Genomic DNA, 15,256 nt, shown 5'->3' with positions numbered 1-15,256 from the left:
CCTGTATTTTTGATTTGTTTATTAGTGATACATCACCAATAGTAAATTAGTTATTTTTAACGTCCCTGAATGAAAAAACCCCCGGAGAGAAAACTCTTCCGAGGGTTTGAATCTTTTTACTGATTCACGTCCGGAAGAGGTATCTTCCGGATGCACACACTCACCCGCAAGATATAACAGGATGATGGTGATGATGAATGTTAATATTCAATGTGCGCATATGTTTGTTTGCTCAATCAGTTTCAATAACTTCACACTACCCAAGCTCTAATGTTTTTTCAAGCCTTTATTTGAATTATTTTCATATCAAACCAATCATGAAAGTTTTATACAAAAAAGGCTGAGTTATTCGCTAACTCAGCCTTTGATAACACAATCAAAATAAGAAATTAAGCTGCGGCTTTTTTCATTTTTGATTTTGAAATAACTGACATTACGATACAACAAACCACAAAGGTCACACTTGCTGCACTAAAGCCCATCAGCGAAGAATCTGTCATGCCTAAAACGATAAAGCCTACAGATGAAACTATCGCAGTTGCTAGTGCATAAGGTAACTGAGTAGATACGTGGTCGATATGGTTACAACGCGCCCCTGTCGATGACAAGATTGTTGTATCTGAAATCGGTGAACAGTGGTCACCAAATACAGAGCCTGCAAGTACTGCACTTAACATAGGTAGCATAAGTGCTAAATCGGTCGCGCCAGCTAGATCGCCTGCAATTGGTAACATGATGCCGAATGTGCCCCATGACGTTCCGGTTGAAAATGCCATCACACCTGAAAGCAAGAACAGTAGTACCGGCAACCAATGTACGTCGATGTTGCCTTCTACTAGTGTTGATAGGTAAGCACCGGTGCCCATATCTTTAATCACAGAGCCAATTGTCCATGCAAAGGCTAAGATCAAAATCGCGCCAAACATTGATTTAGCACCAATCCATAAAGTAATTAACACATCTCTTGCTGGCATTTTTTGCTTTAATACGGTTCCTACCGCACAAATCAAACCAACTAACGCACCATAGAATAAAGACTGGCCAACATTAGTATTTTCAAACGCTTTTAATAAGCTAAATGCTTGGCCATCAGAGCTTAATGCATCCGCACCAGAGCTGATCATGAAGTACACGGTTGCAATAATTAAAGCAACGATAGGCAGAATCAGGTTAGAAACCGTGCCTTCTTTACTTTCTTTAATTTCAGACTCTTCCGTTAAATCTGGTGCATTCTCATCACGATCATCGGTTTTACCTTGACCCGCTGCAATCTCATGCTTACGCATAGGGCCAACATTAAGATCAAACCAGATCATGGCAAATACCATTAATAAAGCAAAAATCGCATAGTAGTTCATCGGAACTAAACGCATATATGCGCCTAGAGCAGAATACTCAGTAATACCATGTGAGATTAAAATGCCGCTTACTACTGTCATGATATAAGCGCCCCAGCTAGAAGCCGGCATAATCACACACATAGGTGCCGCAGTTGAGTCTAGAATATAAGCTAATTTAGAACGAGAAACCTGAAAGCGATCGGTCACAGGGCGAGAAATCGCACCTACTGCTAAGCTGTTGAAGTAATCATCAATAAAGATAAACACCCCTAGCCAAGCCGCAAGAAGTTGTGCCCCTCTTTTACTTTTAATGCGCTTTTGAGCCCACTCAGCAAAAGCATAAGTACCACCAGATAGAGTCAGCAAAGCTGTCATCATGCCAAGAAGAACGAGGAAAAGTAGGATAAAAAGGCTGTCCCAGTTCAATCCGCCATCACTAACAAACACGCCCACTACGGTAGAACTGGTATAGCTTAATGCACCTGATAATGAAAAATCAGCCAGCAAAAACGCACCCAGTAAAATACCAAAACCAAGTGATAAAAGAACACGTCGGGTCAGAATGGCCATCGTCAAAGCGATAGCCGGAGGCAGCAAAGATGCCGCGGAAGAAGTAAAATCGATTAAGTTCATGATCAAAAAAACCAAAATTGGTTAGAGATCTACTGCAGAAGGGATATTGTTGAAGAGTATAGTCGTAAAACAATAAATCATCTTGTTGATAAACGTTGAAAGCCAAATCACTTTCATGTGTCTACAGTAGCGCTCCATAGTAAAAAAACACAGTATGCAATCTTTAAGATTAGCACCCTGCAAACTATGGCAGTGTTACACTTATTAAATGCAACCCCAGCAAGTGGCTCTGATACGCCTAACTAATCAAAACGCACTGATTAGCTCTTACTTCGGCAACATTTCCTTTCGTACGCTCTCACAGGCATCACCCTAAAACGTAGTACTAATAAATATTGCGCCTCTACATCAGACTAAAACATTCGCCTTACAAATGGCCATTTATCAGGACATTTACAAAGGGTTCTAGCAAGATTCGGCTCATTGTAATGATCAAAAACCAAATGGCAAGACAAAAGTCGAACATTTCCATTTCGTCCAAAAAACAACCAACGACTTAATTATAAAGTTAAAGTAGTCTGTTTGAATCAGCATCTAAATTAACAACAATATTTGTAACAGTATAAATATTAAATCGGCCTCAAATTTCTTTATTTAAACAAATATATTTTTTGACTAAAAAAGATAAGCTATATAAAATTAGTTTAACTTTATCTAGCAAAGATATTTATTTTAGATAAAACTTAATTCAGCAATTCTACTGTATAGGATCCACATATGTCAGAAATCAAAAAATCAGCACTACTAAATATTCGTAGCCTTCGCGCTTTTACTCGTGACGAATTTACCCTAGCGGAAGTAGAAGAGTTACTAGAAAAACTGACTACTGTTGTAGCAGAAAGAAAAGAAGCAGAAGAAAAAGAATTAGCTGAACAAGCAGAGCGCGAAGCTAAATTAGCAGAGTACGCTAAAATGATCGCTAAAGACGGAATTGATTTAGAAGACCTTATCTCAGCAATGAGCGGTGGTGAATCAAAATCTAAATCTCGTAAGAAGCGTCAACCTCGCCCTGCAAAATATGAATACACTTTAAATGGTGAGCGTAAGACTTGGACTGGCCAAGGCCGTACGCCTTCTGCCATTCAAGAAGCTCTTGATGCAGGCAAATCAATTGATGATTTCCTAATCAAATAACAACCAAATCCTTATTGGATTAAAAATAAAAAAAGGGAGCACTTAGCTCCCTTTTTTATTTTTAACAACAAGTTACTGTAAATAGTAGATCCAATAAGTAAGAATAATTAAATCCACCTATTTATTTTTATCCGTTCCTTTGAGCGAATAAAACCACTTAACTAAATAAGCTTATCTTTCCCAGTATGCTTCTTCCAAGCTGTCTTCTTTCTCAGGTAAGCCACGAGATAAACGCGGAGAATGTTGCGCTAATACTTCATAACTCACTCGGTTAGCGTACTTACATACTTGAGAGAAAGATGAATAAGTTAAAAATGGATATTCATGCTTACTTGAATTAGGGATATTTTCTTTATGGTATTTATTGGCCGCCATATCATGCAATATTGCCGATAGTGCTGCATCCCCTGCCCCATTGGTATTCTTAATCTTCTCAGGGCCACCCATATAAGGTGCAATGTGAGAGTACACTTTAATCGGATTTTTACATTGGGAACGAACTGTTGGGCGACTAAATTCATACTGATTAAATTCAGCAATCGAGCCAGGTAATAGAGGCAAACTTGTTGGGCGCTTTGCTTCTTCTTCGGTATAGCCAGCCATATAGAGACCTACCGGGCCGGCGGTACATAAAACTAGATCAACCCAATCCAACGCTTTGTCTGAAGCTAATAAAGGATCATGCTCTCCAGTTAAAGCTTCTGCTTCTTCTTCATTCATCGCCAAAACAGAAACATTTTGCTTAACAAAATCACGCCAGTATTCAGGGTCATCTTGAATCACATATTTGGTTCCTAGAGTAAGCACCACTGGAACATCATATTTCTTTGCGTATTCAATCGCTTTCATTGTTGCATCAGGCATAGGATCACCCGGCTTACAGCGAACCAAATAAGCAGTTAACACTAAGGCTGAAGCATTTTCAAAAATATGTTCAGGAATACTAGTCGGTAATAACTGGTTCATTTTCCCTTCATTAATTGCGAAGGTACGTTCACCATTATCACTAATTAGTGCAAAACAACGACCAATTGGACCTTCTACGCCTTGTAGATAATTTAAATCCATGCGGCTAGAAGTGTTACAAAGGTAGCGATATCCATAGCTACCAATTTTAATACTATTACTCATCACACCTAATAAAGTCGATTTATCATCGGCTAGTACAGAGTAATTATGTAATGTGTTCCCTATTGTTCCACCCGCGAATTCATCGGTAACCAGGTCATATTCTTTTAACTCGTTATATAGCGCTTCTGCTTTTTCATCATCAATAACTAACGAGTGCCCTTTACTCAATTGATATTTTTCAATGAACTCATCACTGACTTTCGCCTCTATATCAACCAAGGTTTGGTCAATACCGATAATGTGAGTACGAGACATTCGCTTGCTTTCTTGAGCTTGACTAACAAGCGGATCACGAGCATCAACAGGAAAGTAGTGTTTAGATTTACGTTGGCCGGGGAATTTCATAGAGATTATGTAGGTTATGAACATGGATCTGAATTGTAGCCACCAAATTAGATTGCAGCAATATGACACCGAATAGCAACCGTTTGCTCGTCAAATAAAGTGTTACGCAGGACTCTAAATGAAAAAAGCGACACTCTGGCCGCTTCTTTCATCATATATTTTACTCATTATTTTTGGTCGATTAACCAAACTTGAAAATCTTTTCTTTCTTGCGCATTAGCTTTCAAATACCAAGCTTTCAACTGAGCGACATTTTCACTATCAGGTTTAGCTTGTGCATTCACAGGTAGACTCTTGGCTGCAACAGAGCCTGTCGTAATCGCAGCAACACCACCGCGCATATTGTAATCCATCACATCTTCAATAAAGTTACGGCCGAGCTGTACGCCTGTCGTTGATAACGGCTCTTTTTTAACGTCAAGCGCTTTATCCTGACTATCGACTAAAGCCCATTCAAAATCATTTATTTCATTACGAGCCTGATTCAAATCGCGATATTCTGGCAACACAAATTTTAATTCATCATCCTGAGCAGAAAACTTCGCAACGATGACATCACTATAAACTCGACGTAATGTATCATTTTCCATCACTCCGGGTTGGAATTTGAATACGATCTGATTTTCACCATCAGGCAAAACTAAAGTATCGGAACCAAACAAACCACCCTTTTCAATTTCAGGTTTGAGAGAGTTCACTACCAATAAGTTAACGCTATCTGGGATTGGAATTTTAACTTCGGCATGAACCAATTGACTGGCTAATAATGCAATACAGCCTACTACAGAAATAAACTTCTTACTCATATACATCCCTTATTTAAAAATAAAAAAGCCCGGTAAAAACCGAGCTTTGGTATTAGCATAATTTTGGACTCTGATTACCAGTAGAAACGAGCACCGATACCAAAGTTAGTTTCACTATCAACTGTAGTAGGACCAACTGTTACGTCTGTTTGATTATTCGTAAAGCCTAGAGTCGTACCATCAGAATAACCTACTTCTGTAAATACACGTGCCCAGCTAGAGAATTTATATTCTAAACCAAGGTAAGCATTGTTACCGTGATCGCTAGCATCTGAATCGTCATTTTTTTGGTGAACATATTCATAACCAGCATATAGTGAAGTTTTTTCAATAAATGTCCAATATGCGCCTAATGAAAGTGCATTCTGGTCAATTTTCACGTCATTATCAGTATTCTCTAGTTGAGAACCATAATAAGTACCACTCATTTGTAAATTATCAAGCAAGTTATATACAAGAGTTGCTTCGTAGTACGTATTACTAATATCACCATTCACTGTAGTTTTATTGTTATTTACATCGGTGAATGTTGTCTCAAATTCGTGAACACGATTATAACCACCACCTACGTGGAATGACAGGTCGCCATAAGTTGCACCAACGAATGCTTCCATTAAATCTTGATGATTAGAACTATCATTTAAACCATAGGTTGCTTTTACAAACCAGTTATCAAGATCTAATGAATACTTAACTTGTGATTCAGATAATGCACCATTTAATTGGTCATAGAGGTTACCTGAGCCACCGAAGAAGTATGAGTAGTCAGTACCGCCTAGATCATCCGAAGATGTCCAATCACGGCCGAACTGAACCGTACCAAAGTCTGTCGCAAAGCCGATCAAGTGGCGACGAACTTCTACGTCGTTATTACCTTTAGAATCTGATGGAACACCAACTTCAACAAGGCCTAAAACATCAAATCCTTCCATTACATTATATTTAGCATCAACACCAATACGAGAAGAACCCGTTGATAGATCAGCGTTGTAATCATCTGCATCAGCAAATTTCATTTCGGTACGCAATTGCCCGTAAAAATCAACTGAACCACCGTCGTTACTATAAATCTCAGCCGCACTTGCTGCGCCTGTGAATGCTGCTGCCGATACAGCAAGAGCTAAAAGCGATTTTTTCATAATAATCCACTGCCTTTTATTAATTTGAAATTCCCTTTGGGATTCCTTTCTTTTTTGTTTTATCGCTCGTTAACATCTAGTCAACAAGCGGTACATCTGATTCGCACCTAAAGATTGCAATAAGTTCCCTGAAAGTGTCAAATTTAATAAAAAAAAGTAAATCATCAATCAAAAAGTATAAAAATCATTAACAAACAACGAATTACAGGCAATCGACGAATGTAAAGGTATGGATAAACACAATAAAAACAACCATAACAAGTGTAACAAAAAACAAAAGACCAGCAATAAAATCTAAAAAAACATAAAACAAACACCAAAAACCACCAGGAATGGCAACATAAATAGAATTTAATGCTTAATTGAACACAATTCATACAAACCTTAGTAAGCGATAAGTTTTATGCATCAATATGTGATTCCGATCTTATTTTTTGTGACAATACAGTGACTAAACGGTGAATTTTCGACCTACACGACATTGAGCAAGCCTATCATTCACGGTGGAATTAACGGCTTACTTAATAAACCAAAGCCACATTGCACCTACCTATCCTTATATTTAAATAGCCACATTCGGCAGGTTACTTAATCAAACCACTGTGATAATATCCAGTTGTTCAATTAAGAGACTCAAGCATGCTATCTGCCAATATTCAAAAAGCCATCAAACACAGCTATCAAAATCTCTCTCATCAATTAGATGGCTTTATTCCTCGCCGAGCTCAAAACTACCTAGTTGCAGAAATCGCCAAAACACTGGCAGGTACCTACCATCAATCCAATCGCATTATTGTGGCGGAAGCAGGAACCGGTATTGGTAAATCATTGGCCTACTTAATGGCCTCGGTGCCTTTCGCTCAGTTTGGTGAAAAGAAAATCATTATTTCTACTGCGACGGTCGCTCTACAAGAACAGTTGATTAATAAAGATATGCCGCTCTATCGACGCTTAGTCGAAACTCCCTTTACTTTTCTATTGGCTAAAGGACGTCAGCGCTACTGTTGTGCTGAAAAGTTAATGCTGGCTTCTGGTGGGCAACAAGATGGTCAACAAATGGCTATGTTTGAAAGTAAGCCGAAGAAACAAGATATAAAGCAACTACAAGATTTATATGAAGCATTTTCAACTCAAAAATGGGATGGCGATAGAGATAGCTGGCCAGAGACCATTAACGAAGAGATTTGGAAAACCATCGTCAGTGATAAGCACAGTTGCAATAACTCTATGCCTTCACATCGTGATTGCCCTTTCCAGAAAGCGAGAGCCGATCTTGATAAAGCCGATATAATTATTGCCAATCACAGCTTAGTAATGGCCGATGCTGATCTTGGTGGAGGCGTGATCTTGCCTGAGCCCGAGCAAAGTATTTATATTTTTGATGAAGCACATCATCTACCGAACGTGGCTCGTGAACATGCTTCCGCTGCTGCAAGCTTAAAAGGCGCCGCTGGCTGGTTAGAAAGCCTCAATAAAGCCGTAGTAAAAATAGCGAATTTGACTGATGCCAAACGTAGCGCTCGATTTAGAAATGAATTACAAGATGCTATTCAACAACTGATCCCTGCTCTCACTCAATTAAGCACACGATTTAATGCTAATGAATTTAAAGAGCGTACATATCGCTTTGAGCACGGAGAGTTACCTGCTTGGTTAGAAGAAGAATCTAAAAGCCTAAAAATACTGAGCAAGAAAGTGCATCAAGCCATGAATAAAATCGCCGATTTAATTTCAGAACGAGTTAAAGATGGTGAGTTATCTTCACGTCTAGCTGAACCGGCTCTCGCAGAATCAGGCTTTTATCTGCAACGCTTAGAAAACTTGGCTAAAGTCTGGCATTTAATGGCAGAGCCGAATCATGATAAAGGCGCACCGCTTGCCCGTTGGGTAGAAGTGAGCTCTGAACGAGAAGATGACTTTATTATTAGTGTGTCGCCGTTAGAGGTTGGCTGGCAACTGGATCGTCAATTGTGGAGTCGCTGCGCTGGCGCGGTACTGGTGTCGGCAACCATGAGAGCATTAAACTCATTTCAGTATTTTTCTATTCAGGCCGGAGTTAGCCAAAAAGCCGAAGATGCTACTCAGTTTCTGGCATTAGCATCACCTTTTGATTACCAAAATAATGCTGAGTTACTCATCCCTAATGTGAAATTTGAGCCCCAGCATCCTGACTTTACTCAATACTTATGTGAAATTTTGCCTAGTTATATTGAAGAAAAGAAAGCGAACTTAATTTTATTTTCTTCCTACTGGCAAATGAATCAAGTTGCAGAAAAACTGGAATCTATCGCATTAAAAGAAAAGTGGAACTTGCAAATTCAAGGTAAACGTTCACGTACCGAAATACTCAATAAACATAAAGCGTATTGCCAATTTGGCCAAACCAGCGTGATTTTCGGCACTGGGAGTTTTTCGGAAGGATTGGATTTACCGGGTAAGCTACTTGAAAACCTGGTCATTACCAAAATTCCATTTGGCGTTCCGACCTCACCTGTTGAAGAAGCGCATTCAGAATATATAGTGCAAAAAGGTGGGAACCCGTTTTTACAAATTTCTGTTCCCGAGGCAAGTAAAAAACTGATTCAGTCTGTTGGACGTTTACTGCGGAAAGAGCAAGATTCTGGTAGAGTCGTGATCTTAGACCGCCGCATCGTGACAAAACGCTACGGTAAATCGTTACTGGATGCCCTACCGCCTTTTAAGCGGAAAATAGAATACTAATTAAGAAGATCATTTATGGAAATGTTAGACCCAACGATGCTTATCATTCTGGGCCTTGTTGCTTTTGCTGCTGGTTTTATCGATGCGGTTGCTGGCGGTGGCGGTATGCTGACTGTACCTGCACTGCTTTCCATTGGTCTACCTCCCCATTTGGCGCTCGGTACCAACAAACTATCCGCAACCTTTGCATCTTCGACGGCCGCTTTTACTTATTACAAAAAACGCTTATTCACACCTGAATTTTGGTATCGCTCCTTTATTGCGACTTTAATTGGTGCAATTAGCGGTACGCTTGTCGTCAATGTCATCAGTACCGATTGGTTAGAAAAGCTATTACCTTTAATCATTCTCGCCACGGCGATTTATACTATTTTTCATAAGTCGCCAAAAGAAAATCACAGCGATATGCCAGACTTTGACGCTAAGACGCATAAGAAACAAATTATTCAAGGATTGACTCTTGGCTTTTATGACGGTGCGATTGGCCCCGGCACTGGCGCATTTTGGACCGTCAGTAATATGGTTCTATATCGGATGAATATCTTACTTTCATCTGGCGTCGCCAAAGCCATGAACTTCACCAGCAATTTTACCTCTCTGATTACCTTTGCCATTTTAGGTCACATTAATTGGGCACTAGGTTTAACTATGGGGCTGTGTTTAATGGCGGGTGCTTATGTTGGTGCACATTCAGCGATTCGTTTTGGCGCGGCATTTATTCGTCCAGTCTTTGTGACTGTGGTAAGTGTCATGGCGATAAAGCTGGCTTATGAAGCCTGGTTTTAATTGAGGTAGATATGAGTAATTTCAGCGATATAGCAGATAAACTTGATACTTTATCCAAGCAAGCCGCTCAGCGAGATAGGCAAAAAGGTGAGCATCATCAGCCGTTATTTGATGAGCATCTTTTTAGCTGTAGAGCACGCTTCTTGGTTCCGTGTGTTTCGGAAGCCCAAGCAACCTATGACAGCATCATTCGAGAGCAGCAAGCAAACAGGCTAACTCAGTTACGCGCTGAACACCTCTCTCAGAAGCTGATAGCGCAATTAGAAGCCATTCAACGTGAACTAGCCACAGGTTCTATTCGCCATAACGAAATAAAACACAGCAGTCATTACCGCAAGCCTATCAGCGAGCTTTATCAAGATTTATCGCAACACCAAGAATGGGAAATTCGCTTGAAAGATCTGGTGCTGCAAAAGACCCATCAAGTTGACCATTGCAGTAGCTTGCAACGTGCCAAAGCGCAACAAGATCTCCTAGTAGCAGAACAACGACTAGAGCGTTGCCAAGCGGCAAAATTAAAAATCGAAAAGCAAATTACCTACAGAGAAAGGCATAACCCAAGCAATGACTACTGATAATCAACCTAGCCCACTAGATTCAGCACCAGAAGAAATAAAATTGGCGGTCGATCTTATTTATTTGCTGGAGTCGAATGAAATCGATCCAAGCGTTGCGCTAGAAGCATTGAAGATTGTTGAAGCAGATTTACAGAAGAAAATAGAAAAGAAATAGAGCCGAGAGCCGAGAGCCGAGAGCCGAGAGCCGAGAGCCGAGAGCCGAGAGCCGAGAGCCGAGAAGCTTTCAGTTTCCTGTCCTCTTTGTCAAGCTTACTACATCATATAAAAGCGATAGAAGCCTTACCTAGAAACTAATTCCCTACTCGTTGCGCCTTCTTATCGAGCAACGGGAAGTGAAACGCCCGAGAATCAAGCCACGTATTAAAACAAATTCGCCTCTTGCCGCTTTTACCCGACAAGAGGCGAAATTTGCTCACACGATAAATCTTGTATTATGAATTACGTAAAGCATCGATACGCTTATCAAGCGGTGGGTGACTCATTAATAATTCCATCATGGTACGTTTACCATTAATACCGAATGCCATCATAGAACCTTCTAGTTGTGGTTCGTGGCTCATTTTCAAACGCTCAAGAGCGGCAATCATCTTATGCTTACCGACCAAGTTTGCGGCGCCAGCATCTGCATGGAATTCACGGTGACGGCTGTACCACATCGTAATGAAGCTTGCTAAGAAGCCAAACACTAATTCAAGCACCATAGAGATCAAGAAGTAGCTCATCATATTCGTGCCACCACCTTCTTCGTTATCTCTTGAGCTCACAAGGTTTGCAATTGTGCGAGATAAGAAGATAACAAAGGTATTCACTACGCCTTGCATTAACGTCATAGTCACCATATCACCGTTAGAAATATGACTAACCTCATGAGCCAGTACCGCCTCAGCTTCATCACGAGTCATGTTGTGCAATAATCCGGTAGAAACCGCAACCAAAGAATCGTCACGCTTAGCACCAGTTGCAAAAGCATTGATATCTGGGGAATCATAAATAGCCACTGTTGGCATGCCAATACCAGCTTGCTGAGCTTGGCGACTTACTGTTTGGACTAACCAATGCTCAGTTTCATTTCTTGGGGTTTCAATTACTTGACCACCAACAGAGCGCAATGCCATTTTTTTAGACATCAACAATGAAATGAATGAGCCACCAAAACCAAATAAAGCTGCCATCACCAATAGTCCAGAAAGACTACCTGGCTGCATTCCGGTTACCGCATAAACTATATTTAAAACAACACTTAAAACTAGCACTACTGCTAAGTTGGTTGCTAAAAATAACATCACTCGTTTCATTCTTTCTGTCTCCATTGAGAAGCTATTATTATGTTAAGTTTGACTTTGTTGTGGCACGAAAAAAGTCCACGCATATCAACAGGTATATAGTCATTCATTTTAAGTTCAAGGTTAAGCGCTAAATTGAAACATTTAGTGTCTTGTAACTCTAGAATCAATGGTTGCTCAACTATCATTCTACATACGTATAAAAGTCATACAGTTTGTGACCAAGCACTCAAATTTAGACTAAATAGAAAAAGAACCAAGTTAATGAATATTAAGGCTTATATCGACGGTCTTCTGACTAATTAATACCCCGTTATACTTTAGTCGTATTGCTCATATTGTTTAATCGACTTACTTTAACCCCATTACTCGTGCAAATAAGGATTTTAGCTATGGCGGATAAGGAAAATTACCAAATGGCGATCGATTTATTATCGTGCCATTTAGGTTTATCAGAAGAAGAAGCGAAAGAACGCTTAGGTTTAGCTGAAAAGAAATCAGAGCAACCTATCAATCTGGTTCCTGAAAAGTATCAAGCTCAATAATAAGCAAAGAAACCATTTAAAGTACAAAAGCCGCATATCATTCGTTATGCGGCTTTTGTTTTATTTAAATTTGGTGACTAAATTAGTCGAACTTAAGCAAGCCTAAATCAATATATTGTTCCACATCCATCATTTCCAGTGCAGACAAATAAGGAATTTCAGCCAATTTGGGCGCGGCAATATGGCGTTCTAAAAAAGCAACATTCTCATCGTAGCAGCCAAAATCAGGATCAACCCTATTGGCAACCCAGCCGACTACCTCTAAACCATCATTTCGGATTGACTCAAAAGTAAGCAAAGCATGATTCAAACAGCCGAGCCGAATACCAACCACAATAATTATCGGTAATTTTTGCTGCTTTACCCAAGTTGATAAAAACTCGCTATCAGAAACTGGCACTTTCCAGCCACCCGCTCCTTCTACCACTACTATGTCAGATTTCACTTTATGCTGATCTAGGCTTTTATCTAACAGTTTAAAATCTATAATGACTGATTCCCGCTTAGCAGCAATATGCGGCGATGTGGGTAACAACAGAGCAAAAGGATTAACCTCGGCATAGCTTAGCTCAACATTCGAGGCTTTCTGTAACGCTAGAGCATCTTCATTAACTAAACCTTGTTCGCTAACTTCACAGCCCGCCGCGATAGGTTTAAATCCTGAAACTTGATAATCACGTTGAGCAAACGCCTTAATGAGTGCTTGAGATACTAAAGTTTTGCCGACTTCGGTATCAGTACCAGTAATAAATACACAATGACTCATTTTGTCAGCTCTCCTAAACAAATCTGATAAGTGGCGGGAAGTTCACCATTCGAATTTTTAAACACTTGATAGGCTTGATCAACTTGTAATAAGGTTTTCGGTTTGGTTAAACCTTGCGAGCGCCCAGAAACATGCGTTGCACCAATCCCTTTTAAATCTTTCATTAACTCAATGGCCGAAGAATAGTTAAGTGTTATTTGCAGGCTGTCTAGCTGACATTGCCTCGCCCCCGATTGCGATGCCGCCGACTCTAAGCAATCTATTTGATGGAACTGATTCACATGCTGATATTGGCGATCGACTTGCTGCCAAGCACGATGCAACTCGATTAATGAACCCTGTAAAAGCGTTGAATAAACCAATTTCCCTTGCGGTTTTAATATTTGGACAAGTGATGTCATTAAAGCATCCAACTGATGACACCATTGCAATGCAAGACTGGAAAAAATCAAATCAAAGCTGTGAGCTTCAAACGGCAATTGCTCAGCGTCCCCTTTCAAGTAAGTCACCGGCAAGTCAGCGCAACGAGATTGGCACACCGCTAACATGGCATCGGATAAGTCGAACGCGGTTACTTGCGCGCCACGCAATGCCAGTAATTGAGTGAAATAACCCGTACCGCAACCAAGATCTAGCACTTTCAAGCCTGATAAATCATGCGGTAATTTATCCATCAAAAGCTGCCCAACTTGTCTTTGAAAAGCGGCGTGTTGATCATAGGTTTTCGCCGCTTTACTGAACGCTTGGGCAACGGCTATTTTATCGGTATCTCGACATTCAATATCTAATGCTAAGGTCATCAATTCTGCCCTCTGAGATTTGCGTCCAATTGATAATATTGAATAATTGCTTGAGTAAGCTGTAAAACTTGTTGCTGCGAGTGACGGCTACTCAAGGTGATCCTTAACCTTGCTGCATTCGCGGGAACCGTTGGTGGACGAATGGCTCCAACCCACATGCCTTTCTGTTTTAAATAGTTCGACAAATCGATAGCTTGTTGACTACCACCACATATCAAAGGCTTAATCGCTGTACTAGTGGCTCTATATCCAGAAAGTGTTGAGAGTGAGTCATGGAAAATTTCAGATAATTCAGCAAGCTTTTTACGTCGCCATGCTTGCTGTTGGATCATCGTAATCGCATGACTAATGGCATAAGCTTGCGCTGGAGGCATTGCTGTTGAGTATACATAATGCCGCGCAAACTGATTCAAGAATTCGCCCGTACTTTCATCGCATAAGATTGCTGCCCCTGAAAGCCCTACCGCCTTACCGAACGTCACAATTAAGATGTTAGGTTTAATTCCTGATAGCTCAGTAATACCACCGCCTGATGAACCTAGTACTCCTAGTCCATGAGCATCATCGATGGCCAGCCAAGCCTGATGTTTTTGGCATTGTTGTGAAAGCTCACTTAATGGTGCGATATCACCATCCATACTAAATACGCCTTCAGATACCACTAGCTTGGCTTGTGTTGGTGTTGGTGTTGCTGAAAGCTCCGCAAGTTTACGGCTAAGATCATTCACATCATTGTGTTTAAAGCGAGACATTGACGCAGGACTCAGCATACCCGCTTCCATCAAAGAGGCATGATTCAATTTATCTTGTATAAGATGATCATGTTTATCCAATAAGGTAAACAGCAAGGCTTGATTAGCGCTAAAACCCGAATTAAATAACACCGCACTAGAGTAGCCTAACCATTCGCACAGCTTAGCTTGCAAACTTTGATGAGCCATAGAAAGTCCGGTCACAGCAGGGGATGCGCTACTACCGCAACCGTACTGAGTTAATCCTTGTTGCCAAGCTGAAATTAATTCAGGATCTCGAGCAAGACCTAGGTAGTCATTACTCGAAAAACTGATATACGGCCTAGACCCAGCGGCTGAATTCGAGGTAGAAACTGAAATCTGATTATCAGCCAGATGTGAAAAGACCTGAGTGTTTCTTTGTAGCCCTTTTTCACGCCTAGCTATCAAGGCTGCTTGGATTTTTTCATCAAATTTATTTTTGCTATTAAACTGTTTTTTTCTAGTAAGCATGACGA

At 40.4% G+C, this 15,256-nt stretch carries 14 protein-coding genes, 1 riboswitch and 1 other annotated feature; of the genes, 6 read left to right on the top strand and 8 right to left on the bottom strand.

Annotated features, from left to right (window positions below):
- Positions 1-69: 69 nt before the first annotated feature.
- Positions 70-197 (bottom strand) — a sequence feature (His leader region).
- 192 nt (positions 198-389) lie between these two features.
- A complete protein-coding gene (locus L3V25_RS10290; protein ID WP_237295270.1) occupies positions 390-1,973 on the bottom strand; it encodes a Na+/H+ antiporter NhaC family protein in 1,584 nt (527 codons plus the stop codon).
- A gap of 119 nt (positions 1,974-2,092) precedes the next feature.
- Positions 2,093-2,327: riboswitch (Lysine riboswitch) on the bottom strand.
- A 363-nt stretch (positions 2,328-2,690) separates the two neighbouring features.
- Here L3V25_RS10290 and L3V25_RS10285 point away from each other — a divergent pair.
- Positions 2,691-3,107 (top strand): H-NS family nucleoid-associated regulatory protein, encoded by a 417-nt coding sequence (locus L3V25_RS10285; protein ID WP_237295269.1) that lies wholly within the window; start codon positions 2,691-2,693, stop codon positions 3,105-3,107.
- 171 nt (positions 3,108-3,278) lie between these two features.
- On the opposite strand, the gene L3V25_RS10280 is transcribed toward L3V25_RS10285, so the two are convergent.
- The 3 genes from L3V25_RS10280 to L3V25_RS10270 form a co-directional block, all read right to left on the bottom strand.
- Positions 3,279-4,583, bottom strand: coding sequence for an inosine/guanosine kinase (locus L3V25_RS10280; protein WP_237295268.1), 1,305 nt, complete (start codon positions 4,581-4,583; stop codon positions 3,279-3,281).
- 167 nt (positions 4,584-4,750) lie between these two features.
- Positions 4,751-5,389 (bottom strand): DUF2057 family protein, encoded by a 639-nt coding sequence (locus tag L3V25_RS10275; protein WP_237295267.1) that lies wholly within the window; start codon positions 5,387-5,389, stop codon positions 4,751-4,753.
- Between the two features lie 74 nt (positions 5,390-5,463).
- Positions 5,464-6,528: a porin gene (locus L3V25_RS10270; protein WP_237295266.1), complete on the bottom strand. Its 1,065-nt coding sequence runs from the start codon at positions 6,526-6,528 to the stop codon at positions 5,464-5,466.
- Between the two features lie 639 nt (positions 6,529-7,167).
- Here L3V25_RS10270 and dinG point away from each other — a divergent pair.
- The 4 genes from dinG to rsmS are packed head-to-tail and all read left to right on the top strand — an operon-like array spanning position 7,168 to position 10,767.
- Positions 7,168-9,249: an ATP-dependent DNA helicase DinG gene (gene dinG / locus L3V25_RS10265; protein WP_237295265.1), complete on the top strand. Its 2,082-nt coding sequence runs from the start codon at positions 7,168-7,170 to the stop codon at positions 9,247-9,249.
- 15 nt (positions 9,250-9,264) lie between these two features.
- The gene (locus L3V25_RS10260) at positions 9,265-10,035 is read left to right on the top strand and encodes a TSUP family transporter (protein WP_237295264.1); all 771 of its coding nucleotides are present in this window, start codon (positions 9,265-9,267) and stop codon (positions 10,033-10,035) included.
- Positions 10,036-10,046: 11 nt separating this feature from the next.
- Positions 10,047-10,610, top strand: a complete 564-nt coding sequence (locus L3V25_RS10255) for a primosomal replication protein (RefSeq protein WP_237295263.1) — start codon at positions 10,047-10,049, stop codon at positions 10,608-10,610.
- Positions 10,600-10,767, top strand: coding sequence for a pleiotropic regulatory protein RsmS (gene rsmS / locus L3V25_RS10250; protein ID WP_237295262.1), 168 nt, complete (start codon positions 10,600-10,602; stop codon positions 10,765-10,767). The genes L3V25_RS10255 and rsmS overlap by 11 nt, the downstream gene beginning before the upstream one ends.
- Positions 10,768-11,044: 277 nt before the next feature.
- Here rsmS and htpX read toward each other — a convergent pair whose 3' ends face one another.
- Positions 11,045-11,908: a protease HtpX gene (gene htpX, locus L3V25_RS10245; protein WP_237295261.1), complete on the bottom strand. Its 864-nt coding sequence runs from the start codon at positions 11,906-11,908 to the stop codon at positions 11,045-11,047.
- A gap of 380 nt (positions 11,909-12,288) precedes the next feature.
- Here htpX and L3V25_RS10240 point away from each other — a divergent pair, with 380 nt between their 5' ends.
- A complete protein-coding gene (locus L3V25_RS10240; RefSeq protein ID WP_237295260.1) occupies positions 12,289-12,441 on the top strand; it encodes a hypothetical protein in 153 nt (50 codons plus the stop codon).
- An 82-nt stretch (positions 12,442-12,523) separates the two neighbouring features.
- Here the strand turns inward: L3V25_RS10240 and bioD are convergent, their stop codons facing one another.
- From bioD to bioF, 3 genes are read right to left on the bottom strand one after another with little or no spacing between them, the layout of a single operon-like run.
- A complete protein-coding gene (gene bioD, locus L3V25_RS10235; protein WP_237295259.1) occupies positions 12,524-13,207 on the bottom strand; it encodes a dethiobiotin synthase in 684 nt (227 codons plus the stop codon).
- Positions 13,204-14,007, bottom strand: coding sequence for a malonyl-ACP O-methyltransferase BioC (gene bioC, locus L3V25_RS10230; RefSeq protein ID WP_237295258.1), 804 nt, complete (start codon positions 14,005-14,007; stop codon positions 13,204-13,206). Before bioC ends, bioD begins: the two co-directional genes overlap by 4 nt.
- Positions 14,007-15,251, bottom strand: coding sequence for an 8-amino-7-oxononanoate synthase (gene bioF / locus L3V25_RS10225; protein WP_237295257.1), 1,245 nt, complete (start codon positions 15,249-15,251; stop codon positions 14,007-14,009). The genes bioC and bioF overlap by 1 nt, the downstream gene beginning before the upstream one ends.
- Positions 15,252-15,256: the final 5 nt, after the last annotated feature.

Source organism: Vibrio sp. CK2-1 (assembly GCF_021726515.1).
In the GTDB taxonomy this organism is placed as follows: domain Bacteria; phylum Pseudomonadota; class Gammaproteobacteria; order Enterobacterales; family Vibrionaceae; genus Vibrio.
The sequence above is the reverse complement of the archived record's forward strand: the minus strand, read 5'-3'. Positions and strand labels throughout refer to the sequence as shown.